19 protein-coding genes and 1 riboswitch are annotated in these 21,892 nt (G+C 66.4%); of the genes, 5 read left to right on the top strand and 14 right to left on the bottom strand.

The genetic code is table 11. The annotated features are described in order from the left end of the window. Window positions 1-37 precede the first annotated feature (37 nt). The 7 genes from AC07PE_RS00605 to AC07PE_RS00575 form a co-directional block, all read right to left on the bottom strand. Complete coding sequence (locus AC07PE_RS00605) at window positions 38-1,438, bottom strand: sensor histidine kinase (protein ID WP_498760718.1); 1,401 nt, start codon at window positions 1,436-1,438, stop codon at window positions 38-40. Beyond that, window positions 1,435-2,826 (bottom strand): sigma-54-dependent transcriptional regulator, encoded by a 1,392-nt coding sequence (locus tag AC07PE_RS00600; RefSeq protein ID WP_498760717.1) that lies wholly within the window; start codon window positions 2,824-2,826, stop codon window positions 1,435-1,437. The genes AC07PE_RS00605 and AC07PE_RS00600 overlap by 4 nt, the downstream gene beginning before the upstream one ends. Before the next feature lie 17 nt (window positions 2,827-2,843). Continuing rightward, complete coding sequence (locus AC07PE_RS00595; protein WP_498760716.1) at window positions 2,844-4,058, bottom strand: ABC transporter permease; 1,215 nt, start codon at window positions 4,056-4,058, stop codon at window positions 2,844-2,846. Next, entirely contained in the window at window positions 4,058-5,299 is a 1,242-nt protein-coding gene (locus AC07PE_RS00590) for an ABC transporter permease (protein WP_498760715.1), read from the bottom strand. Before AC07PE_RS00590 ends, AC07PE_RS00595 begins: the two co-directional genes overlap by 1 nt. Continuing rightward, window positions 5,289-5,972 (bottom strand): ABC transporter ATP-binding protein, encoded by a 684-nt coding sequence (locus tag AC07PE_RS00585; RefSeq protein WP_498760714.1) that lies wholly within the window; start codon window positions 5,970-5,972, stop codon window positions 5,289-5,291. The genes AC07PE_RS00590 and AC07PE_RS00585 overlap by 11 nt, the downstream gene beginning before the upstream one ends. Before the next feature lie 10 nt (window positions 5,973-5,982). After that, window positions 5,983-7,230, bottom strand: coding sequence for an efflux RND transporter periplasmic adaptor subunit (locus AC07PE_RS00580; RefSeq protein WP_498760713.1), 1,248 nt, complete (start codon window positions 7,228-7,230; stop codon window positions 5,983-5,985). A 144-nt stretch (window positions 7,231-7,374) separates the two neighbouring features. Further along, the gene (locus tag AC07PE_RS00575) at window positions 7,375-9,345 is read right to left on the bottom strand and encodes an alpha/beta hydrolase family protein (protein WP_498760712.1); all 1,971 of its coding nucleotides are present in this window, start codon (window positions 9,343-9,345) and stop codon (window positions 7,375-7,377) included. A gap of 125 nt (window positions 9,346-9,470) precedes the next feature. On the opposite strand from AC07PE_RS00575, the gene pnuC reads away from it, so the two are divergent. Next, window positions 9,471-10,073, top strand: a complete 603-nt coding sequence (pnuC, locus tag AC07PE_RS00570; RefSeq protein ID WP_498760711.1) for a nicotinamide riboside transporter PnuC — start codon at window positions 9,471-9,473, stop codon at window positions 10,071-10,073. Then, window positions 10,070-10,597: an AAA family ATPase gene (locus AC07PE_RS00565; protein WP_498760710.1), complete on the top strand. Its 528-nt coding sequence runs from the start codon at window positions 10,070-10,072 to the stop codon at window positions 10,595-10,597. The genes pnuC and AC07PE_RS00565 overlap by 4 nt, the downstream gene beginning before the upstream one ends. A 9-nt stretch (window positions 10,598-10,606) precedes the next feature. Here the strand turns inward: AC07PE_RS00565 and AC07PE_RS00560 are convergent, their stop codons facing one another. Together AC07PE_RS00560 and AC07PE_RS00555 are read right to left on the bottom strand one after the other, a co-directional pair. Further along, complete coding sequence (locus tag AC07PE_RS00560) at window positions 10,607-12,772, bottom strand: TonB-dependent siderophore receptor (RefSeq protein ID WP_498760709.1); 2,166 nt, start codon at window positions 12,770-12,772, stop codon at window positions 10,607-10,609. 95 nt (window positions 12,773-12,867) lie between these two features. Next, a riboswitch (TPP riboswitch) is annotated at window positions 12,868-12,972 on the bottom strand. Window positions 12,973-13,029: 57 nt separating this feature from the next. Beyond that, window positions 13,030-13,602 (bottom strand): hypothetical protein, encoded by a 573-nt coding sequence (locus AC07PE_RS00555; protein WP_498760708.1) that lies wholly within the window; start codon window positions 13,600-13,602, stop codon window positions 13,030-13,032. A gap of 126 nt (window positions 13,603-13,728) precedes the next feature. On the opposite strand from AC07PE_RS00555, the gene AC07PE_RS00550 reads away from it, so the two are divergent. Next, window positions 13,729-14,472, top strand: coding sequence for an oxygen-binding di-iron domain-containing protein (locus AC07PE_RS00550; protein ID WP_498760707.1), 744 nt, complete (start codon window positions 13,729-13,731; stop codon window positions 14,470-14,472). 6 nt (window positions 14,473-14,478) lie between these two features. On the opposite strand, the gene AC07PE_RS00545 is transcribed toward AC07PE_RS00550, so the two are convergent. Beyond that, window positions 14,479-15,636: an iron-containing alcohol dehydrogenase gene (locus AC07PE_RS00545; protein WP_498760706.1), complete on the bottom strand. Its 1,158-nt coding sequence runs from the start codon at window positions 15,634-15,636 to the stop codon at window positions 14,479-14,481. 83 nt (window positions 15,637-15,719) lie between these two features. Continuing rightward, window positions 15,720-16,682 (bottom strand): DUF535 family protein, encoded by a 963-nt coding sequence (locus AC07PE_RS00540; protein ID WP_498760705.1) that lies wholly within the window; start codon window positions 16,680-16,682, stop codon window positions 15,720-15,722. Between the two features lie 277 nt (window positions 16,683-16,959). On the opposite strand from AC07PE_RS00540, the gene AC07PE_RS00535 reads away from it, so the two are divergent. Then, window positions 16,960-17,676 carry a glutathione S-transferase gene (locus AC07PE_RS00535; RefSeq protein WP_498760704.1) on the top strand — a complete coding sequence of 239 codons (717 nt, stop codon included), beginning with the start codon at window positions 16,960-16,962 and terminating at the stop codon, window positions 17,674-17,676. 125 nt (window positions 17,677-17,801) lie between these two features. Here AC07PE_RS00535 and dkgB read toward each other — a convergent pair whose 3' ends face one another. Together dkgB and AC07PE_RS00525 are read right to left on the bottom strand one after the other, a co-directional pair. After that, on the bottom strand, window positions 17,802-18,608 hold the full coding sequence (gene dkgB, locus AC07PE_RS00530; protein WP_498760703.1) for a 2,5-didehydrogluconate reductase DkgB: 807 nt from the start codon (window positions 18,606-18,608) through the stop codon (window positions 17,802-17,804). Between the two features lie 21 nt (window positions 18,609-18,629). Beyond that, on the bottom strand, window positions 18,630-19,844 hold the full coding sequence (locus AC07PE_RS00525) for an MFS transporter (protein WP_498760702.1): 1,215 nt from the start codon (window positions 19,842-19,844) through the stop codon (window positions 18,630-18,632). A 102-nt stretch (window positions 19,845-19,946) separates the two neighbouring features. Between AC07PE_RS00525 and AC07PE_RS00520 the strand changes: the two genes are divergently transcribed. After that, complete coding sequence (locus AC07PE_RS00520; RefSeq protein WP_498760701.1) at window positions 19,947-20,846, top strand: LysR substrate-binding domain-containing protein; 900 nt, start codon at window positions 19,947-19,949, stop codon at window positions 20,844-20,846. A 9-nt stretch (window positions 20,847-20,855) separates the two neighbouring features. On the opposite strand, the gene AC07PE_RS00515 is transcribed toward AC07PE_RS00520, so the two are convergent. Further along, entirely contained in the window at window positions 20,856-21,887 is a 1,032-nt protein-coding gene (locus AC07PE_RS00515; RefSeq protein ID WP_498760700.1) for an AraC family transcriptional regulator, read from the bottom strand. Window positions 21,888-21,892 lie beyond the last annotated feature (5 nt).

The raw sequence follows: 21,892 nt of genomic DNA, 5'->3' as shown, positions 1-21,892 counted from the left end.
CGATCGTAGGGTGGGCACTCCGTGCCCACGTTTCATTTCAGCTGACCGGAAACCAGATATCGAACCTGGTTTCTCCCGGCCCGGCCGGCGCGAGCGAATACGTCGCCTCATGCCGCTGCAGCACCTCGCGCACGAACATCAGGCCGATGCCCTGGCCGCCCTTCTTGGTGCTGACGAAAGGCGTGAACAGGCGGTGCGAGGCGGCGTCCTCGAGCAGGCCGCCGCTGTCGCTCACCGACAGGCGCACGCGCTCGCCCAGGTCTTCCAGCTCGAGGCGGATGGCGCCACCGGTGGTGCCGTCGCGGGCATTGCGTTCGTCGATGGCCTCGACCGCGTTCTTGACAATGTTCAGCAGCGCCTGTTCGATCAGCTGCACGTCCAGCTGCAGGGGCGCGACGGCGTCGCAGCGGCTCCAGCCGAGCCCTATACCGCGCGCATTGCACTGCTCGCGGTTCAGCCACAGAATGTCGTCCACCACGTCCTGCAAACGGGTCGGGCGCAGCTCCGGCGCCGGCATCTTGACCACGCGGGTGAAGCGGTCGATGAATTCGCCCAGGCTGATGTTGCGGCGCTTGACGGCGACGATGGCGGTGACGAAGTCGCCGGCGTCGCGTTCTTCCAGCTGGCCGCGGTAGGTCAGCAGGGAATCCAGCACCGAGCCGGTGGCGGCCACGGTGTTGTTCACCTCGTGCGCCAGCACCCGGATCAGGCGCGCGTAGGTGGCGCGCTCGGAGTCCTCGAGTTCGGCGGTCAGTTCCTCGACGATCAGGAAGTGGCGCGCAAAGCCGCGGTCGAAGAAGCGGCTGCGCTGGGCGCGGTAGCGCCGGCCCTCCAGGTCGACCAGCAGGCGGCTGTCGCCGAGATCGAGCGCATCCAGCTGGCGCACCAGGTCGCGGCTGCGGGCGCGGCCGCGTTCATCGAGCGCGGGGTCGAACGCGGCATGACTATCGTCCCATGCCGACAGCGGCTTGCCGAGCGGCGCTTGCAGCCCCAATAAACCGCTGGCGCTGGCGTTGACAAGGCTGATCGCGTGGTCGAAGTCGAACACCAGTACCGCGCTCGGCGTCGCCTCCAGCAGGCGCTCGAGAAAACCCTGCTGCTCGCCGATCGCCAGGCGTTCGCGGTGCAGGGCGGTCAGCATGTCGTTGAACATGGCGACCAGGTCGTCGAGTTCCGTCACGCCCGGCGCGGCAAGGCGCGACGCGTATTGCTGGTCCTGCAGCAGGTCATGGAAGCGCCGCGTGTAGCCGAGCGGCTCCAGCGCACGCCGGACCAGCCACCAGCCCAGCGCCATGCTGGCCGCCAGCGCCAGTTCGGCGCCGACGAACAGGATGGGTTGCTGCGGTAACAGCAACACAGCGCAGCCGCCCAGCGTCAGGTGCAACAGCGCCAGATAGGCCGTGAGCCGGGTCTGGAGTTTCAGTGCCGGCAGCTTCATTCCTCGCGCACGCCTGCGCCCAGGCCGTGGCGTTCGAGGCGGCGGTACAGCGCCGTGCGCGACAGGCCCAGCGCCTTTGCCATGCGCGAGATGTTCCCCGCGTGCTGCTGCAGCGCCTGTTCGATCATGTGGCGTTCGACCTGTTCCAGCGTCATCCCGTCCACACCGAGGCGCGCGCCCGGCGCGCCTTCGTCCACCGCGCTGGCGGCCAGGAAGTCGGCCTGGCCCAGGTGCTGCTTGCCCGCCAGGAGCAGGACGCGTTCCAATGTCTGCTTCAGCTGGCGGATATTCCCCGGCCACGGCTGGCCGGACAACCACTCGAGCGCGTCCGGCGCCAGCACGACATCGCCCAGGCCATAGCTCTCGGCGACCCTGGCGGCGATGTGGCGCGCCAGCAGCGGGATATCGCTGCGGCGCTCACGCAGCGGCGGCAGGCGAATGGTAATGAGGTTCAGCCGGTAGAACAGGTCTTCGCGGAAGTCGCCGGCGGCTACCAGTTCCGCCAGCTCACGGTTCGTCGCCGACACGACGCGCAGATCGGCCTGCTCCGTACGGCTGGCGCCGACCGGCTGGTAGCGCTGGTCCTGCAGCACGCGCAGCAGCTTGACCTGGTCGCCGCGCTGCAGCTCGCCGATCTCGTCGAGGAAGAGGGTGCCGCCGTCGGCGCTGGCGATGTGGCCCTTGCGGTCGCTGCGCGCATCGGTGAAGGCGCCGCGCACGTGGCCGAACATCTCGCTCTCGAACAGGGAGCTGGTGATCGCGCCCATGTTGATCTTGACGATGGGGTGATCCGCGCGCGGGCTGTTGCGGTGGATGGCGTCGGCAATCAGCTCCTTGCCGGTGCCGCTCTCGCCCAGGATCAGCACCGGGGCGCGGGTGCGCGCAACCTGGGCGATCGTCTCCAGCACCTTCAGCAGTTTCGGGTGCTCGCCGACGATGCCGGAGAAATCGCATTGCGCGTCGAGCGAGCGGCGCGTGACTTTTGGGGCAGCCGAAGGCGCGGCCAGATCCAGCGTGGCCTCGACCAGCGCCACCAGCTGGCCATTGTCCCAGGGCTTGGTGAAGAAGTTGGCGGCGCCGGCCTTCACGCCGCGCACCGCCAGCGAGATCGAGCCCCAGGCCGTCATCAAGAGCACCGGCAGGGTGGGGCGCAGCTGCTTGATGCGGGCCAGCAGGTCCAGGCCTTCCTCGCCGCTCGTCTGCAGCGAGAAGTTCATGTCCTGCAAAACCAGATCGACCGGCGCGGCCTGCAGCTCTTCCATGGCCTGCTGCGGGCCGTCGGCGCAGACCGCGTCGAAGCCTGACTGCTTGAGCAGCAGGGCCAGCGAGACCTGGACTGCGCTGTCGTCGTCGACGATCAGGATGCGCTGCTTGCGTGTTGATTCCATGCGTTTCAATTCTTGTCTTATTCGTAGTGCAGCGCTTCGGTCGGGCTCAGGCGGCTGGCGCGCCATCCCGGATACAGCGAGCAAAGCAAGGATAGCAGATAGATTGCGCCCATCGACAGCCCCGCGGCGCTGACGAAGACCGGCCAGTTGAGGCCCTCGCCGAACGCGCCGGTGAGCGGCAGCTGGATCAGCAGGACCAGCGCCACCACCATGGCGGTGGAACTGAGCAGCAGCTGTTCGGCGACGATCTGGCGGTAGATGTCGGCGGCGCTGGCGCCGATCGCGCGGCGCAGGCCGATCTCCGGAATGCGCCTTGTCGTGTTCTGCCACAGCACCCCGAACAGGCCGAAGGCGACCATCGCGACCATAAAGGCGGCGATCACGCTGACGACGATGAAGGGCACCAGCTGTTCCTTCAGCAGGCTGGCGCGCATCGCTGCGAGCGGCGCGATCTCGTAGGCCCAGTCGTTGCGGACCAGCTTGAGCCGGCGGTTGAGCTCCGCCTCGAAGCCGCGCGGGGTGCCCGGCGCCACCTTGAGCAGGATGACCCGCACACGCGACTTGCCGGCCAGCGGATCGAAGCGCGTCATCACGAAGTTCACCGGCGCCATCAGCGGTCCCTTGTTGCGGAAGTCCTCGACCACGCCCACCACGCGGTAGGTTTTCGGCGGATCGCTATCGGCCGGGTCCTTGCGCGGCTTGTCGGTGAACTGCTGGCCCAGCGCCTGGCGCCCCGGGAACATCGCGGCGGCCATGCGCCGGTTCAGCACCGCCGGCCGCACGGCCTGGCCATTATCCTGCGCATCGAACCAGCGGCCCGCGACCAGCTTGATACCCAGGGCCGCGGCCGCGCCGTCGCTGGCCTCGAAGAGGTTGGTGTTCACGCCGGCGCCGGTCTGCGGCGACTTGAAGCTGGTGGTCCAGGTCGACATGGTGTAGGGCGAGTAGGCTGAGAAGCCGACTTCGCGCACCTGCGGCAGTTCGAGCAGGCTGCGACGCAGCGTGTCGTAGACCTCGGCCGGAATCGCCTCATCGGGCACGTCGCCCAGCACCATCTTGACGGACCAGGTATCGCTGCCGTCGAAGCCGATCGGCTCCCGGTACAACTGCCAGTTGCGCAGGCCGAAGGCGGCGATGCCGAACACGATGGCGAAGGCGAGCAGGATCTCGAGGCTCAGCATCAGGTTCCTGGACTTGCGCTTCCAGGTCAGTTTCAACAGGTGGCGCAGCATCACGCGGCTCCTTTCAGGGCATGGACGGGATCGAGGCGGGACATCTTCCAGGCCGGGATCAGGCCGGACAGCAGGCCGAACACGAAGGCCAGCAGCATGCCGCAGGCGAACACGGTCGGGTTGAGCTCCACTTTCAGGTAGGGGATCAGCTGAGCGCTTTCCAGCCACCACAGCACCACGCGGGTGCAGACCAGGCCGATCAGGCCGCCGGCGAGGGACAGCAGCACGTTCTCGACCACGAGCTGGCCGGCCAGCTGCATGCTGGTGGCGCCGAAGGCCTTACGCACCCCGATTTCGGAGCTGCGTTCGAGGATGCGGCCGGTGTTCAGGTTGACCAGGTTCAGCGCCGGCAGCAGCATGAACAGCAGCATGGCGGCGGCGATGGACAGGAGCAGCGTGGTGCCGCCGGAGTCGACCTGTTCCTTGTTGCTCAGGAGCTCGCGCGCAAACAGATCCAGCTTGCTGTCGGCCCAGAATACGCTGGACGCGAAGGTATGCGGATCCTTGTCGACGAAGCTCTTCGCGGCCCGTTCCACTTCGCGCTTGATGCGGGGCAGGTCGGACGCCTGCTTGGCCAGCAGCATCGCGGCAAAGGAGCCGGTCAGCTCGTCGCGCCAGGTCCCGGACGGGAAGGTGTACAGCGGCGCCCAGATATCGGCGTAGGCATTCATGTGGATGACGTCTTCGACCACGCCGATTACCTCGAACATCTGGCCGCCGATGCTGATCTTCTGGCCCGGCGCCGAAGCATCGCCGAACAGCCGGCGTGCGGTGGTGGCATTGATGACGGCGACGAAGCGCCCGGCGGCATCGTCGTCCGCATTCGGCAGGCGCCCCGCCAGCAGCTTGAAATCGAGGATGCGCCAGTAGTCGGCATCGACGCGGCGCATCTCCAGTTCGCTCACGCGGTCTCCCTGGTAGACCGACACCGAGGCCGGCGTGGTGAATGCCGAGACGCGTTCCACACCCGGGATCGGCTTGAGGTATTTGTCGATGGTCTTGAAGCCGAGCAGGGTGGTGCGCACCGTGCTGTGGTCGGCGCTCTCGCTGCGAATGCCATAGACCTGCAGGAAGCGCTCGCTCTTGCCCTCCACGCCGCTCGGCCAGAAGGCGGTTTCCAGCAGCGCGGTGATCACCATCAGCACCACCAGCGTGAGCACGATGCAGACCAGGTTGATCGCCGTGAACAGCTTGCGGCGCATGAAGACCTTCCAGGCCGTCAGCAGGTAGTTACGCAGCATGGGCGTGCTCCTTCGCGACCAGCTGGCCGTCGAACACGCGCACGATGCGGCCCACACGGCGCGCTTCCTGCTCGTCGTGGGTGACCATCACGATGGTCGTGCCTTCGCTGTTCAGCTTGAGCAGGATGTCCATCACCTCGGCGCTCATCTTGCTGTCCAGGTTACCGGTCGGCTCGTCGGCCAGCAGGATCTGCGGACGGCCGACGATGGCGCGCGCGATCGCCACGCGCTGCTGCTGGCCGCCCGAGAGCTGGTTCGGGTAGTGCTCCATGCGCGCGCCCAGCCCGACCCGTTCCAGTGCCTCGCGCGCCAGGCGGCGGCGTTCGGCGCCACTGCCGCTGCGGTAGAGCAAGGGCAGCTCGACGTTGTCGATCACGCGCAGGTCCGGGATCAGGTGGAAGCTCTGGAAGATGAAGCCGAAGGTGCGGTTGCGCAGGCGCGCCACGTCCTTGTCGCGGTAGGAGGCCAGCGCCACGCCGTCGATGTGCACGCGGCCCTGGCCCGGCCGGTCGAGTAGGCCGATGATGTTCAGCAGCGTGCTCTTGCCGCAGCCGCTGGGCCCCATCATGGCGACGAATTCGCCTTTCGCAACCTGCAGGTCGATGTCCTTCAGGGCCAGGGTCTCGACCTTGTCGGTGCGGTAGGTCTTGCTGACTTTTTCCAGTTTGATCATGTTCTTCTCCTTATTGTGAAATGCGGATGCTGTCCAGGTCCTTGAAGGCGGCGGTGTCGGACACGATGAAGCGATCGCCCGGCTGTGCGCCTTCGATCACTTCGACCACCTTGCCGTCGCTGGCGCCCAGTTCCAGCAGGGTCTTGCGGGCGGCGCCGTCGCGCACGGCGAAGGCCGGCTGGCGTCCCTTGCCGTTGAAGGCGGCGCCGCTGTCGATCACCAGCACATTCGCCTTGCGGTCGGTGACGATGTTGGCGTCGACCCGCATCTTGTTGCGCAGGTGCGGGTTGTGCGGCTGTTCGAGGTCGACCAGCAGCTTGATCGTGCCGTTCTGGATTTCGGGCAGGATGGTGTGGACGCGCCCTTGCAGGACTTCGCCGTTCTGCTCGACCCGCACTGGCTGGCCGGCAGCGAGCTGGCGCGCGTGGAAGTCAGACAGGGTCGCTTCGACGCGGTAGTTGTTCAGTTCCGAGATGCGCGCCACCAGCTGGCCGGCCGCCACGCTGGCGCCTTCGTCCTCGACCAGGGAGGTCAGCATGCCGGAGAAGGGCGCCCGTACCCGGGTCTGCTCGAGCAGCCCTTCCTGGCGGACGATCTGCTTCTGCAGGATCTCCTTTTGCAGATTCGCGGCGGCGATGGCGCTGGCGGTGCTGCGGCGAGTGTCGTCGATCAGCTCACGCTGCTGGCGCAGCTGGACCTCGTTGCGCTGCACGTTCAGTTCCGAGGTCAGCAGGTCCTGGCCCGAGACCAGGCCGCTCTCGCGCAGCTTGCGGTTGCGTTCGCGCAGCGCGCGGCTGGCCTGCAGGTCGATCTCCAGCAGTTCGATGGCGGAGCGGGTCTGCTTGAGCTTCTGGTCCATCTCGAGCTTCAGCGTGACGACCTTGTTCTCCTGCTGCGCCAGCTGCTCCTTCAGCGCTTCGAGCGCCAGGCGGATCTCGCGGTCGTCCAGTTCCAGCAACAGCTCGCCCTGTTTCACTTGCTGGCCCGGCTTGACCAGGACCTTGGCGACGCGGCTGGCGCCGGGGCTGGACACGACTTCCTCGTGCACGGGGATGACCACGCCGGCGGCATTGATGGTGTTGTCGACGTTGCCGCGCCTGACTTCGGCCACCACGATGTCGGCGGCCGCCACGCCGGGACGCACGGCCTGGTTGATGCCCCAGGCCGCGGCAAGAAAGCCGGCGCACAGCAGGAGGCCGCTGGCGAGGCGGAAGTGGCGGCGGCGGCGCAGAGTGTCGATGCCGATGGCTTGGTCCATGGGATGCTTGCGATGAAGAAGTGATAATGCTTCCTTCATTGCAAGCATCGTGCCAAGCCGTGCTCACAGGGCGCGGGGCCCGGAATAGGCTGCCGCGCTGCCCGTGCGCGGGCACTGGTGTCCGGATCCGGGCAGTGGGGAAGCTTATGGAGCGAGATGCTTGGCCAGGAAGGCTTCGAGCCGCTGATAGAACTCGGTCACGTTCTTCGTGTTGTAGAAGCCGTGGCTCTCGTTGGGCGCCAGGAACCACTCGGGCGGATGGCCGGCCTTGACGAGGGCATCGCGCATCGCTTCCGCGTGCTCGACCGGGGCGCGCTTGTCCTTGCCGCCGTGGACCAGCAGCACCGGAATCTTGATCTGCGCCGCCAGCCGCGCCGGCGAAAAGCGGTCGAGTTCGGCCTTGTCGGTGCCGATATAGCGCTGGAGCTGGACCTGCAGGCGCGCGTTGCCCTTGGCCTCGTCGGTCGTCGCCATCAGGTTCAGGTCGTACACCCCGGCATAGCCGACCGCGCACTTGAACATGGCCGGCTCGCGCGCCGCCAGCATGAGGGCCGAATAGCCGCCAAAGCTGGCGCCGTAGACGCAGATACGCTTCGGATCGACTTCGCCCTGCTTGACCGCCCAGTTGACGCCATCGACCAGGTCGTCCTGGATCCTGCCGCCCCATTCGCGGTAGCCCGCGTGTGTGAAGGCCCAGCCGCGGCCATCGGAGCCGCGGAAGTTCACTTGCAGCACGGCGTAGCCACGGCTGGCGAGGAACTGGGCGTCGGTGTCGAAGAACCAGTTGTCCGCCACGCCGTGCGGGCCACCGTGCGGCAGCAGCACCATCGGCAGCCTGGCGCCGGCGGCGTGCGGCGGCATGGTCAGGAAGCCGTGCAGGGTGTGATTGTCGCGCGTGCGGAAGCTGATCGGCTTGCGTTCTGCCATCCGGGCGGGGTCGATGCCGCGCATCGAGGAGAACAGCAGGTCGGCGGTGTTGGTGCGGCGGTCGAACAGGTAGTAGGAGCCGGGATCGCGGTCGCTCGACACGCTGAACAGCAGCAGCTTGCCGTCCGCGCTGAAGCTGTCGAATCCCACCCAGCTGCCGGGGAACTGCTGGCTGAGCAGCTTGTGCAGGCGCGCTTCCTCGTTGTTGTCGTCGAAGTAGACGGCGCGTGGAACGCCGATGGCCGAATGGGCGCCGAAGGGCAGGCCATGCCCCGGACCGTAGAGCAGGCCGGCCGGATCGGCGACGCCATCAGAGAACAGGGTCGTGCGCTCGCCGGTCCGGGCGTCCTCCCGCACCACCGAGTCGGGCTCGCCCTCCTTCGAATAGAGCGCCGCGAAATGGCTGTCGTCGTCGGAGAAACCGAGCAGGGCGTACCGGCGGCCCAGGCCGGACAGTTTCTCCCAGGCGCCGCTCGTTTCGTTACGGCGGAACAGCAGGTAATAGTTTTCCTTGTCGGTGCCGTAGGCGAAGCGCGGCTTGCCGTCGTGCTGGATCAGGAAGGACATGCCCTCGGCCGGCACGTCGGCGACCAGCTTGCGTACCGCGGTACGTGCATCGATGTCGTACAACATCGTGTGCTCGCCCTCCCACAGGCGCGAGGTCACCAACATGTGGTTGTTGTATTCGCGCGCGACCTGCTCGATATGGCCGAAGGCTTCGTCGTTGGGATAGAAGCCGGCGCGCGACGATTCCTTCGACATCCGGTAACCGTGCACATATTCCTGCTTCTTGCCGTCGTAGTCGGTCGCCAGCAATTCGCCGTACGTCGCCGGGCCTTCGCGCGAACCCAGCTCCACGCCACGCGAAACCACGAGCCGGCGATCGCTTACCCAGCTGTAGTCGATCGGTACTTCGAAGATCGGCAGGCGGATCGCGCCCTCCACCTTCAGCTCGGGCAGCGAGTAGATCATCACGATCGGCACCGTACGCTCGCCGGATGGCATGCGCACGGTAATGGCAATGTGCTTCCCGTCCGGCGCCAGGCGGGGCCGGGCATACTCGTTCGGATTGACGAAGGCGGCGATCGGCACCGCAGCGGGCGCCGCCATGACCGGAGAAACCGCCGCGAGCAGGGCGGCGCAAAGAAGGGGTTTGGTCAGGCGCATGGCGTCTCCGGTGGTGCGCATCGGTCGAGGAACGGACGAGTATATCTGTACGTACTTCGCCGAAATCCTCACTTTGTCACAGCGCGGCCGGGCAGATCGGCACTCCAGCTTGCGCAATCGCACGCCAGCTTCGATAATCGACTGCTATGAACGACCCGCTCACCCTTCTCGGTTTTCCGACCACACCCCTCGAACTCATTTCCTTCGTCCTGTCGATCTTGACGGTGCTGCTGAACATCCGCCGCATCCACTGGGCCTGGCTGTTCGCCATCGTTTCGTCCGCGACCTACGGCATCGTGTTCTTCAAGGCCCGCCTGTACGGCGATGCCGGCCTGCAGGCGGTCTTCATCGCCGCTTCGATCTGGGGCTGGTACGAATGGCTGCGCGGGACAGGCAAGGATGACCAGCCGCTGGTGGTCACGCGCCTGGACCGCGCCGGCTGGGCATGGTCGCTGGCCGGCTGGGCGCTCGGCTTCGTGCTGCTGTCCTGGTTCCTGCACGCCTTTACCGACACCGACGTGCCGCACATGGACGGCTTCCTCACCGCCGGCAGCCTGCTCGGCACCGTGCTGGCGGCGCGCAAGAAGGTCGAGAACTGGCATGTGTGGATCGGCGTCGACGTGCTCTACGTCGGCCTGTACGTCTACAAGAACCTGCACCTGACCGCGGTCCTGTACGCGGTGTTCGTGATCATGGCGGCGCTCGGCCTGCGCACCTGGGCGCGCGCGGCGCGCGAGGGCGTGCGATGAGCATTGGTGCGCCACTGAAGCGGATCGCCATCCTCGGCGCCGAGTCGACCGGCAAGTCGACGCTGGCCCCTAAATTAGCGGCGCGCTACGGCACGCTGTGGGTGCCGGAATACCTGCGCGAATTCGTCGCGACGCGACAAAGGGTGCCCTTCGAGGACGACCAGCTCGACATCGCGCGCACCCAGCGCGAGCGCGAGGAGGCGATGGCCGCATCGCCCGAGACGCGGCGCTTCCTGTTCTGCGACACCACGCCGCTGCTGACCGCGGTCTACAGCCGCATCTACTGGGGCCGGGTGCCGCCCGAACTGCTGGCGCTGGAAGCCGAACACGATTACGCGGCGACCCTGGTGGCGGGCCTGGACCTGCCCTGGGTGCCGGATGGCCTGCAGCGGGAATCGGAAGAAGTGCGCCAGCAGGTGCACGAGTGCCTGCTGGCGGTGCTGCGCGAACGGGGCATCCCGTTCACGCTGCTGGAGGGCGACCTGCCGCAGCGCATGCGGCAGGTGGAAGCGCTGTTGGCTTGATGCGCTAGCTTAGAAGTCGAACTGCCCGGACAGGCGGAAGGTACGCGGCGCGCCCGGCAGCAGGTAGCCGCCCAGCGCCGGCGTGACGTCGCGCCAGTAGAACTTGTCGAAGAGGTTGTCGACACGGGCGCGCAGCGTCAGCTTCGTCATACGCAACTTCAGGCCATATGCGGCGCCCAGGCCGAACACGTGATAGTCCGGCACCAGCACGCGGTTCTCGACGTCGAAAGCCTTCTTGCCCGAGTACTGCCAGTTGGCGTCCAGCTTCAGGCCGGGCAGCTGCGGCACGGCGTATTCGATCCAGGTGGTCGACTTGAAGTTGGGGACGTCGGTGACGCGCTTGCCGTCGATGCTGGCGTCGCCGGTGCCGTCCTGGCGCGTGTTCAGTGCCATCAGCGACACGCCCGCCTGCAGACCTGCAGCCAGCTTGCCGTCGGCCGCCAGTTCGAGACCGCGATGCGTCTCGCGGCCGCCGCGCACATAGGGATGACGCTGCAGGGTCTCGCCGTCGACCACCACCGCGACCGTGCGGTTCGGGTCCGTGTACTCGAGGCCCTGGCGGATCTGGAACAGCGATGCCGACAGGTTCAAGCCCGCCACCGAACCCTTGGCGCCGATCTCGAACTGCTTCGAGCGGCCCGGGTCCATCACCTGGTTTTCGTTTGCGGTCTCCATCGGTGCGATGCCGCCGTGCTGCAGCCCGTGGCTCACGGAGCCGTAGACGTTCCAGTCGCGGTTCAGGGCATAGACCAGAGCGACGCTCGGCAGCAGGAAGGAATCCTTGCTATCGACGTAGTTCGGATCGATGTAGTCGCGGCGCTTGGTCTCGACATAGCGCAGGCCGCCGTGCAGGGTCAGCTGCGGCGTGATGCTGACGATGTCCTGGGCGAACAGCGCGCTTTCCTGATCGCTGCGGCGCTCGAAGACCGGGCCGGTGACGCGGTCCGGGCCGACGTGCGGCGTGTCCAGCGGATGCCAGATATTGCTGTAGCCGACGTAGTCGTAGACGTAGTCGCCGAAGCTGTCGTGGCGCTCGGCGTAGGACGCGCCCACGGTCAGCTGGTGGCGCAGGGAGCCGGTGGCGAAGCGGCCCTGCAGCATGGCCTGCACGCCCCACGGGGTCTTGCGCTCGCCTACGCTCTGGTAGTCGTAGACGTCGTAGTCGCCGTTCGAGCAGTAGCCCGGATAATAACCCTCACCCTCGTTGCTGCAGCCGTAAGGGAAGGCGGTGAAGTCGTCGCGCTTGAACCAGTGCTTGTTGCCGGCGACGGTGGCTTTCCAGCCATCGGCCAGGCGGTATTCGAAGCGCAGGCCGAGGTTGGTGTCGCGGGTGTCGACCGGACGCGCCCAGGGCTGGTCGTTCATCAGCAGCTTGTTGGACACGCCGGTCGGCAGGACTTCGCCGCGGATCAGCTGGTAGCCCGGCGCGGTGAGCTGGGCCTTGTGCTGGTAGTCCAGGTCCAGCTCCAGTTTCGCATCGGGGCTGATCTGCCAGTCGAAGGCGCCGGAGACGAACTGGCGGTCGCCGTTCGCGCCGCGCACATAGGAGTGCAGGTCGGCCGCTGCGGCGTTGATACGGTAGCCGAAGCGGCGGTCGTCGAAGCGGCCGCCCAGGTCGACGGTGCCGTACAGGGTGCCGCGCTCGCTGACTTCCACCGTGGCCGAGCGCAGCGGCGCATTGGTCGGGCGCTTGGTCACGTAGTTGACGATGCCGCCTGGGGTGGCGACGCCGGCGGTGAGGCCGGCCAGGCCCTTGAGCACCTCGATGCGTTCCTTGTTCTCCAGCGGGATCTGGGTGTCGCCCGGGATCGCGAAGCCGTCCTTGCGGTAGCTGTAGTTGTTATCGAGGGCGAAGCCGCGGATCGAGAACTGCTCGGCATAGCCGACCGCGTTGTAGGCATCGCTGACCGAGGCGTCGTAGCGCACGGCCTCGGTGGTCGAGCGGATCGACAGGTCCTGCATCTGGGTGCGGCCGATGGCGGTGATCGAGGCCGGGGTGTCGACGATGGCGGTGTCGCTGAAACCGCCGACGGCGGCGCGCTCCAGGTTCGGCGCGCGGGCGCCGGTGACCACCACTTCGGCGATAGGCTGGCTTTGTTCCTGCGCGTGCGCGTTGAGGGAGAAGGCTTGCGCGAGGGCGCAGGCCAGGATCGAATACTTCAGTTCAGGTTTCATTCGTTTGCTCGTCTTCGCGCGCCGTTGGGCGTCGCTGCTTTTCAAAAAAGCCGGAGCCAACTGGGGGAAGGGCAAACAGGAGTGGGCGCCATCTCAGGCACCGCGTTGCGCTTTCCTTCGCTGGCATTATCCAGATCAGGTACGAAGGGTATCTCTCACCCGACAGCGGAAATCTGCTGCCAGGACCCCTAGCGAAGGCGCGAGTGTAGCACGGATGCGAGCGAGCGTGGTGCTTGTGGCAAGCCTGGCCGGACGGCTCAGGCGCGCTGCGTGACGTAGGCGTCGCGCAGCGGGCGCCAGCCCAGCCGCTGTTCGATGAGGCGGCGGAAGCGCGTGTCGATGTGGGCTGGCGTGCGGCGGACGTAGTCTTCGGCCTTGGCGCGCTGGTCGCCGCGCAGGCTGTCGAGCCATTCGACGGCTTCCTCGCGGGTCGGCGCACGGCCGCTGGCGCCGCCGAATTTGGCAGGCAGGGCGGTCCAGACGACGGCGTCGATGCCTTTGCCTTGCATCCATTCCTTGATACGGGGATCGGTGCGCGCGCCATCGACCGGCGGGATGCTGCCGACGCACTCGGGATAGCCGGGCCGGATCTGCTCGCGCCGGCGCAGCATCTCGCGCGCAACCTGCAGGTCGCGGGTGGCGAGCCAGGCCCAGTAGGTCGGCATCGGCCTGGCGCCTTCGCACAGGGCCAGCGCCAGTTCCGGATCGTCGTCGCTCTGGCGGACGAATTCGATGGGCAGGCGCGGGCCGCCGGGATGCCAGCCGGAAGCCAGCTTGAGGGGTTGGGGCTTCCACAGAAGCGAACCCCAGGCGATGCAGGCGATGTTCATGTGCACTCGATGTGACGATATTGAGTGTCAGTCTAGCTCGCCAACAAAAATCGGGGTGCACGCGTTTCGGCGGCCAGTGGAAGGGCGTATGCTATTCAACCGATGCAAACGCAGATGGAGACAGCGATGGCCATCACCAATGTTACTGCCGGCACCAATGTCCATGAGATCGCCGAGGGTGTCTATCGGATCAATACGCCTTTGAACATCGTGCCGGGTGGGTTCTCGTTCAATCAATACCTGATCGTGGACGATCAGCCGCTGCTCTTTCACACTGGACCAAGGAAAATGTTTCCCCTGGTGAGAGAGGCGGTCGAGAGCGTCATGCCGGTCAGCCAGTTGCGCTTCATTGCCTTGTCGCATTTCGAAGCGGATGAATGCGGTTCGCTGAACGAGTGGCTGGCGGTGGCGCCGCACTCCGTACCGCTGTGCAGCCGGGTTGCGGCCATGGGGTCGGTGAATGATTTCGCGGACCGGCCAGCCCATGCAATGGCGGACGGCGCCGAGCTCAGCCTGGGGAAACGCTCGGTCAAGTGGCTGGATGCGCCCCATCTGCCGCACGGCTGGGAAACGGGCTTCCTGATGGATACCCGCACCGGGACCATGTTTTGCGGCGACCTGTTCACCCAGGGCGGCACCGGCGAGCTTGCATTGACCACCGATGACATCCTGGAGAACAGCGAAGCGTTCCGGCAACCCATGGATTACTTTTCGCATTCCACGAATACCAGGCAATTGATCGAGCACCTGGCCGCCGAAGCGCCCGGCACGCTGGCGTGCATGCACGGCAGCGCCTGGCGTGGAGATGGTGCGAGCCTGCTGCGAGCCCTGGGGGAAAGGCTCGTCAGCAGCTCATCGCAGGGTGCTTGAAGGTGCTTAAGCGCAGCGCTCCAGCACCTTGCGGCTGACTTCCAGCGTGACCTCGCCAGTCTCGCCCAGCTTGGTCATGCCGTGCGCCTCGAGCGCGTTCACCACGGCCGGCACCACGTCCTTGCCGAGGCCGTAGTCCGACAACCTGGTCGGCACGCCCACTGCGCGGAAGAAGTCCTCGGTGCGGGCGATCGCCGCCTCGATGCGCGCGTTCTCGTCGCCGTCGCGTACATCCCACACGCGCGCCGCGTATTGCAATAACTTTGCCCGCTTGGCCTCGCGGCGTTCGCGCAGCATGGCCGGCAGGATCACGGCCAGCGTCTGCGCGTGATCGAGGCCGTAGAGCGCGGTCAGTTCGTGACCGATGATGTGGGTGGACCAGTCCTGCGGCACGCCGGCGCCGATCAAGCCGTTCAGGGCCACGGTCGCGGTCCACATCAGGTTGGCGCGGACCTTGTAGTTTTCCGGCTCGGTCAGCGCTTTCGGGCCTTCTTCGATCAGGGTCTGCAGCAGGCCTTCGGCAAAGCGGTCCTGCACCTTCGCATCGACGGGCGCCGTCATGTACTGCTCCATGATGTGCACGAAGGCGTCGACGATGCCGTTGCCGACCTGGCGCGCGGGCAGGGTGTAGGTGCGGGTCGGGTCGAGAATGGCGAATTGCGGGAACACCAGGCGCGACATGAAGGCGAACTTTTCCTGCGTCGCCTTCTTTGTGATCACGCTGGCCGAGTTCATCTCGGAGCCGGTGGCCGGCAGGGTCAGCACCGCGCCGAAGGGCAGGGCCTCATGCACGTTTTTCGCGTGCTGTTCCAGGATGGTCCATGGATCGGCGTCCAGCTTGGCGCCAGCGGCGACGAACTTGGTGCCGTCGATGACCGAGCCGCCGCCCACGGCGAGCAGGAAGTCGACGTTCTCGCGCTTGACCAGGTCGATGGCCTTGACCAGGGTTTCGTAGCTGGGGTTGGGTTCGATGCCGCCGAATTCGAAGACGGTGTGGTCCTTCAGCGCCTTGAAAACGGCGTCGTAGGTGCCGTTGGCGCGGATGCTGCCGCCGCCGTACAGCACCAGCACGCGGGCTTGGGACGGGATCAGGCGCGCCAGGTGCTCGATCTGGCCTTCGCCGAACAGGATGCGGGTTGGGTTGTGGAAGTCGAAGTTAAGCAAAATGAAAATCCCCCTCGGGTTTGCACAGGAGGGGGATTATCGCCGAGCGGGGATTTTCGTGCCGGCGGCGTGCCCTTGTGAGCTCAGACCTGCGCCGGCTCCAGCACCGGCGCCGCATGCTCGACATGGGCGCGTGCGGGCAGCAGGTGGCGCTGCAGGGTGGTGCGGGCGGATTCGCCGATCAGGCGCCAGTGCTCGCGGCGCTGGGCGGCGCGCTTGCGGTGCTTGGACGGCATCTCGGACAGCGGCTTGACGTAGAAGGGTAGTGCGATGCGGTAGCCCTGCTTGCCCGGCATTTCTTCGCCGCCCAGGATTTTCCAGAAGCCGTCGTAGGCGTTGGCGAAGTGCTTTTCCGGATCGGGGTCGTAGGCGAGGTGGTCTTCGCTGCGGATCGCAACCACCTGGTCGATACCGACCGCCTGTGCCACGCCCTGCATTGCGGCGAAGCAGAAGAAGCTCGGCGAGTTGTTCGGGAAGACGCGCTCGAAGGCTTCGAAGGCGGCGCCGGAATCGATCCAGCGGCCTTGGTTGCGGGCGATGAAGGGAACCACCGGCACATCGGCGCCGACCACGTGGCCTTCGAGCCAGCTGAAGGACAGGCGGTGCAGGCATTTGCCGTCGGCGACCAGCGCCAGGGTCAGGTCGCCCTCGGCGTTGCTGCGTGAGGCCATTTCGAGCTGGATCATGAAGCTGCTGCCTTCGGCATCAATCTGCCACAGCGGCAGGCAGCGGGCGCCGTAGACGGCCTGCTTGTAGGCCTCGTTGAAGGTGGTTTCTTCGAAGCGGTAGTGACTCAGGACCGCCTGCACGCGCCGGCGCGCCGACATGCCCTTGACCAGGTAGTCGCGGTGACTCAGATGGTGGAAGGGGTCGTCGTTCGGCGGCAGCGCCACGTGGTTGCGGTAGACGCCGAGCTGGCACAGGGCGCGGTGGTCGCGCAGGTAGGCCAGCACGCGCAGGCTGCGTGCGATGCACAGGATCCAGGAAGTGAGGCTGTACTGGCTGCGGCGGGCCATCCAGTGCTTGGTGAGGTGAGCGAAAATCATGGTGCGCTCCGTGCATTCATTATCGGGGTGGTTCTATCTTGACTCACCGGCCTCAGCGGCACGGTGATATTGCTCAACGGAAATAAAATGCTGGGCAGATCAAGATCGCCACGCTCGATAACGCATCCCTTTTGTATTTTTCTTCGTGATCACGATGTCTCTTGTTGATTTTTTGTCAGGCAAAGCTCGCCATTTGCAAGACTAGCACGATTGCCGCGCCGAACATCGAAATCCTCATGAATAATTGAGTCATCCCGAATAAGTTGAGGAGTGGCGCATGGTGTACGAACTTTTTTACTGGCCGACGATCCAGGGACGCGGCGAATTCGTCCGGCTGGCGCTGGAAGAAGCGGGCGTCGACTACATCGACGTCGCCCGCGAACCGGGCGGCATGGCGCGCATGCTGGCGGCGATGGATGGCCCCGACCACCCGCCGTTCGCGCCGCCCTTCCTGAAGGCGCACGGGCTGACGATCGGCCAGACCGCCAACATCCTGCTGTTCCTCGGGCAGCACCATGGCCTGGCGCCCGCCGAAGAAGCCGGCGGCCTGTGGGTGCACCAGCTGCAGCTGACCATCGCGGACCTGGTCGCGGAAGTGCACGAGACCCACCATCCGATCGCGACTTCGCTGTACTACGAGGACCAGCGCCCGGAAGCCAAGCGCCGCTCGGCCGACTTCATCGAAACGCGCATCCCCAAATTCCTCGATTACTTCGAGGGCATCCTGGCGCGGCCGGAACCCAAGGATTACCTGACGGGCGACACGCTCACCTATGCCGACCTGTCGCTGTTCCAGCTGGTCGAGGGCCTGCGCTACGCCTTCCCGGCGACCATGGCGCGGATCGATGCGGGCTATCCGCTATTGGGAGCCTTGCGTGATCGGGTGGCGGCGCGGCCGCGGATTGCGGCCTATCTGAAGTCGAAGCGGCGGATCGCGTTCAATGAGGAGGGGATTTTCCGGCATTATCCGGAGCTGGAACAGCAGGAAAAGTAGTACGTCGTTCCCGCTGAAATAACGTCCTGCCCGCTGAAATAACGTCATTCCCGCGAAAGCGGGAATCCATACTGAGCGTCTTTAGTCACCTCAGCATGGGTTCCCGCTTTCGCGGGAACGACGGATCAACGGTCCCAGGCCGGCGCGAAGTCCGGGCTGACCAGGCGCTCTCCACGCTCCAGCCCATCGATCGCGGCGATGTCGTCCGCCGACAAGCGAACACCCAAGGCCCCCAGATTCGCCGCCAGGTTCTCGCGCTTCGTTGAAGAAGGAATCACCGCATACCCCTTCGCCATGGACCACGCCAGCGCCACCTGCGCCGGCGTCGCCTTCACACGCTCCGCGATGGCCAAAATCACAGGATCGGCCAGCACCTTGCCATACGCCAGCGGCATGTAAGCCGTCACGTGGATGCCATGTTCGCGCGCGAAGGCGGCCACGCTGCGGTTCTGCAGGAAGGGATGCAGCTCGACCTGGTTGGTGGCGATGTTCTGCGCACCCACTGCGGCGATCGCTTGCGCCAGCAGCGCGTTCGTGAAGTTCGACACGCCGATCGCACCGGTCAGGCCCTGGCTGCGCGCTTCCATTAAAGCCTGCATCGATTCGGCCACCGGCACCGCGTCCTGCGGCGAGGGCCAGTGGATCAGGGTCAGGTCGACTTGCTCGAGGCGCAGCTTGTGCAGGCTGTCCTTCAGGCTGGGAATCAGTTTGTCGCCGGCCAGGTGTTCGGTCCAGATCTTGGTGGTGACGAAGAGCTCGCGGCGCGGCACCTCGGATGCCTGCAGCGCCTCGCCGACCTCGGCTTCGTTGCCGTAGATCTGGGCGGTGTCGACGTGGCGGTAGCCGAGTTCGAGGCCGTTGCGGACGGAATCGACAGCTTGCTGGCCCTGCAGGCGGAAGGTGCCAAGACCGAGTTGGGGGATCATGTTCATGCTTGTTCTCTTAAAATGAATTCAATGGGTGAGGACGACGGACTCGGTCGACGCAGGCGCCGCGATGCCGCGCGCCGCATCGCGCCGGTCCAGGCGTCCGGCCAGCGTCGTCAGTGCAAGCGCGCCGAGTACGACGACCGCGCCGATCCAGGGCGTGGCCATCAGGCCGATGCGGTCGACGATGATGCCGCCGCCCCAGGCGCCCAGCGCGATGCCGACGTTGAAGGCGGCGATGTTCAGGCCCGAAGCCACGTCCACCGCCTGCGGCGCATCGCGGCCGGCGCGCTGCACCACGTACACCTGCAGCCCCGGCACATTGCCGAAGGCGACCGCGCCCCAGGCCAGCACGGTGACCAGCACTGCGATCTTGTTGGCGGCGGTGAACTGCAGCACCAGCAGCACGGCTGCCAGCAGCGCGAATACGATCTGCAGCGCGCGCACCGGGCCCTTGCGGTCGGCCAGCTTGCCGCCCCAGATGTTCCCGAAGGCGACCGAAACGCCGTACACCAGCATCACCAGGCCGACAGCGCCGGCCGAGAAGCCGGCCACCTGCTGCAGGATGGGCGCCAGGTAGGTGAAGGCGACGAAGGTGCCGCCGTAGCCGAGGGTCGTCATCGCATACACCAGCAGCAGGCGAGGCTTCTTCAGCACCGCCACCTGCGTCAGCAGCGAGGCCGGCTTGCCGCGTGCGATGTTGTCCGGGACCAGCAGCGCAATGCCGATGAAGGCGATCACGCCCAGCAAGGACACGGCCAGGAAGGTCATCTGCCAGCCGAAGTGCTGGCCGATGAAGGTCCCGAGCGGCACGCCGGTGACCAGGGCAACGGTCAGGCCGCTGAACATCAGGGCGATCGCGCTGGCCGCTTTCTCTTTCGGCACCAGGCTGGTGGCGATGGTCGAGCCGATCGAGAAGAACACGCCGTGCGCGAGACCGGTCAGCACGCGCGCCGCCATCAGCGCTTCGTAGCCGGGCGCCATCCAGGCGATCAGGTTCCCGGCCGTGAACAGCAGCATCAGCGCGAGCAGCAGGAATTTGCGCGGCACGCGGCCGGTGAGGGCGGTCAGCACCGGCGCGCCGATGGCGACGCCCAGCGCATACAGGCTCACCAGCAGGCCGGCCGAAGGCACCGACACCTGCAGGCTGGCGGCAATGGTGGGGATCAGGCCGACGATCACGAATTCCGTCGTCCCGATGGCGAAGGCGCTCAGCGTGAGCGCCCAAAGTGCGAGTGGCATGGTGATTCTCCTGTTGCCTTTGATCGAGACCAGCATTCTGACCGTTGCGGCGTGCAAGAAAAACATGCTGCCGTACAATAGACTTTTGACTCGGAGTCACAAATGCTCGATGTCGGCGCCCTGATTACCTTCGTCACCGTCACGGAAACGGGTTCGTTCTCGACCGCCGCCCAGCAGCTGGGGCAGACGCCTTCGGGTGTCTCGCGCACCGTCTCGCGGCTCGAAAAGGAGCTGGGGATGACCCTCATGCACCGCACCACGCGGCGCCTCGACCTGACTGCGGAAGGGGCCTGGCTGCTGGCGCGCGCGCGGCGGGTGCTGGCGGAACTCGCAGATACCGAGGCGCAGGCAGCCGCACGGCGCGGCCATCCGGCGGGACTGGTGCGCGTGAACGCCGCCACGCCCACGCTCGACCACCTGGTGGCGCCGCTGGTGGCGGACTTCCTCGACGAGTACCCGCAGGTGACGCTGGAGCTGACCAGCGGCGAGACCTACATCGACCTGATCGAGGAAAAAGTCGACGTCGCGATCCGCATCGGCATCCTGCCCGATTCCAGCCTCAACGCGCGCCTGCTGGGCCATAGCCGGATCCGCGTGCTGGCTGCGCCAGGCTACCTGGAACGGCACGGCCGCCCAGGCAAGGTGGCCGATCTGGCCAGGCACCGCCTGCTGGGCTTCACGGCGCCGGCTTCGCTAAACACCTGGCCGCTCAGCGACGGCGGACAGGAGGGCTATCTGGCCAAGCCCCAGGTGACGGCATCCAGCGGCGAGACCCTGCGCCACCTGGCGGTGGAAGGGGCGGGCATGGCCAGCCTGGCGGATTTCCTCACCGCCGCCGACGTCGCCGCCGGACGCCTGGTGCCGGTGCTGGAGCAGAGCGCGCTGCCCTGGAGCCAGCCGGTGTGGGCGGTGTTCTACAAGCAGGAGGCGCTGGCGCCGCGCGTGGCGGCCCTGGTCGACTTTCTGGCCAGGCGTCTGGCGGGCGTGCTCGAGACCCGCTGAGCGCAGCCCTCACTCTTCTTCGCGCGCGTCCTTTCGATAGTCGCCGGGGCTGCTGCCGGTCCAGTGCCGGAAGGCGCGGCAAAAGCCGGTGGCGTCGGCGAAGCCCAGGTCGAAGGCCAGCGCCGCCACCGCGATGTTCGAATGCGTCAGGCGATGCACGGCGATGTCCCGCCGCAGGCCATCCTTCACCTGCTGGAAGTGGGTGCCTTCTTCGGCAAAGCGGCGGTTCAGGGTGCGCACCGACATGTGCAGGGCCGAGGACAGGTCCTGGATCGTGAGCGGTTCGGCCAGCGCCTGCTCGAGATGGGCGCGGGTCCTGGCGACGATGGTGCCGCTCTCCAGCGGGCGGAAGACCCAGTCTTCGGGCGCGCGTTTGAGGAAGGCCCACAGCTCGTGCTTCTCGCGCTTGAACGCGGCTGCGCAATCCTGATAGGCGAGGGCGATGCCGGTGGCCGCCGACTCGAAGTGCACCTCGCCCGGGAACATGAACACATAGTCCTCGACATGCCGGGGCTTGGGAAAATGGAAGCCGGCTTCGAGCAGGTCGATTTCACGTCCCAGCAGCCAGGATGCGGTGCCGTGGATCAGCTTCATCATCAGCGCGTGGCCCAGTGGCTTGATCTCCGTGCCCGGCGTCCTTTCCAGCAGGGCGATGCGCACGGCCTCGTCCCTGGTCGAGATGTGCAGGCGGTAGTCGTCCAGCAGCAGATTCCAGAAGCGGACGAAACGGTTCAGCGCTACCAGCACGGTCGGCGCGTCGAGCAGGCTGAGCATCAGGTTTTTCAGGGTGCCGCTGCGGATCGGCCGCGACCACAGGCCCAGCATCTCATCGTCGAGCGTGGCCGCGATGGCGCGGTACAGCGAACCATACTGCTGGCGCGTGATGCGCGCGTCGGCGCGGTGCAGCAGCGGCCGCGGAATGCCGGCGCTGGCCAGCGCGCGCTCCGCCACCTCCTTGCCGCGGCTGCCGCGCAGGGCGTGCAGCATCTCGTGCAGGACGCGGGTCGATACGGTGACGGAGTTTTGCCATGGCGGATTCATACTTG

The organism is Telluria sp. GW821-FHT07G12, assembly GCF_059418525.1.
Note: the sequence above shows the minus strand (reverse complement) of the source record. Positions and strands in the feature narration are given on the sequence as shown.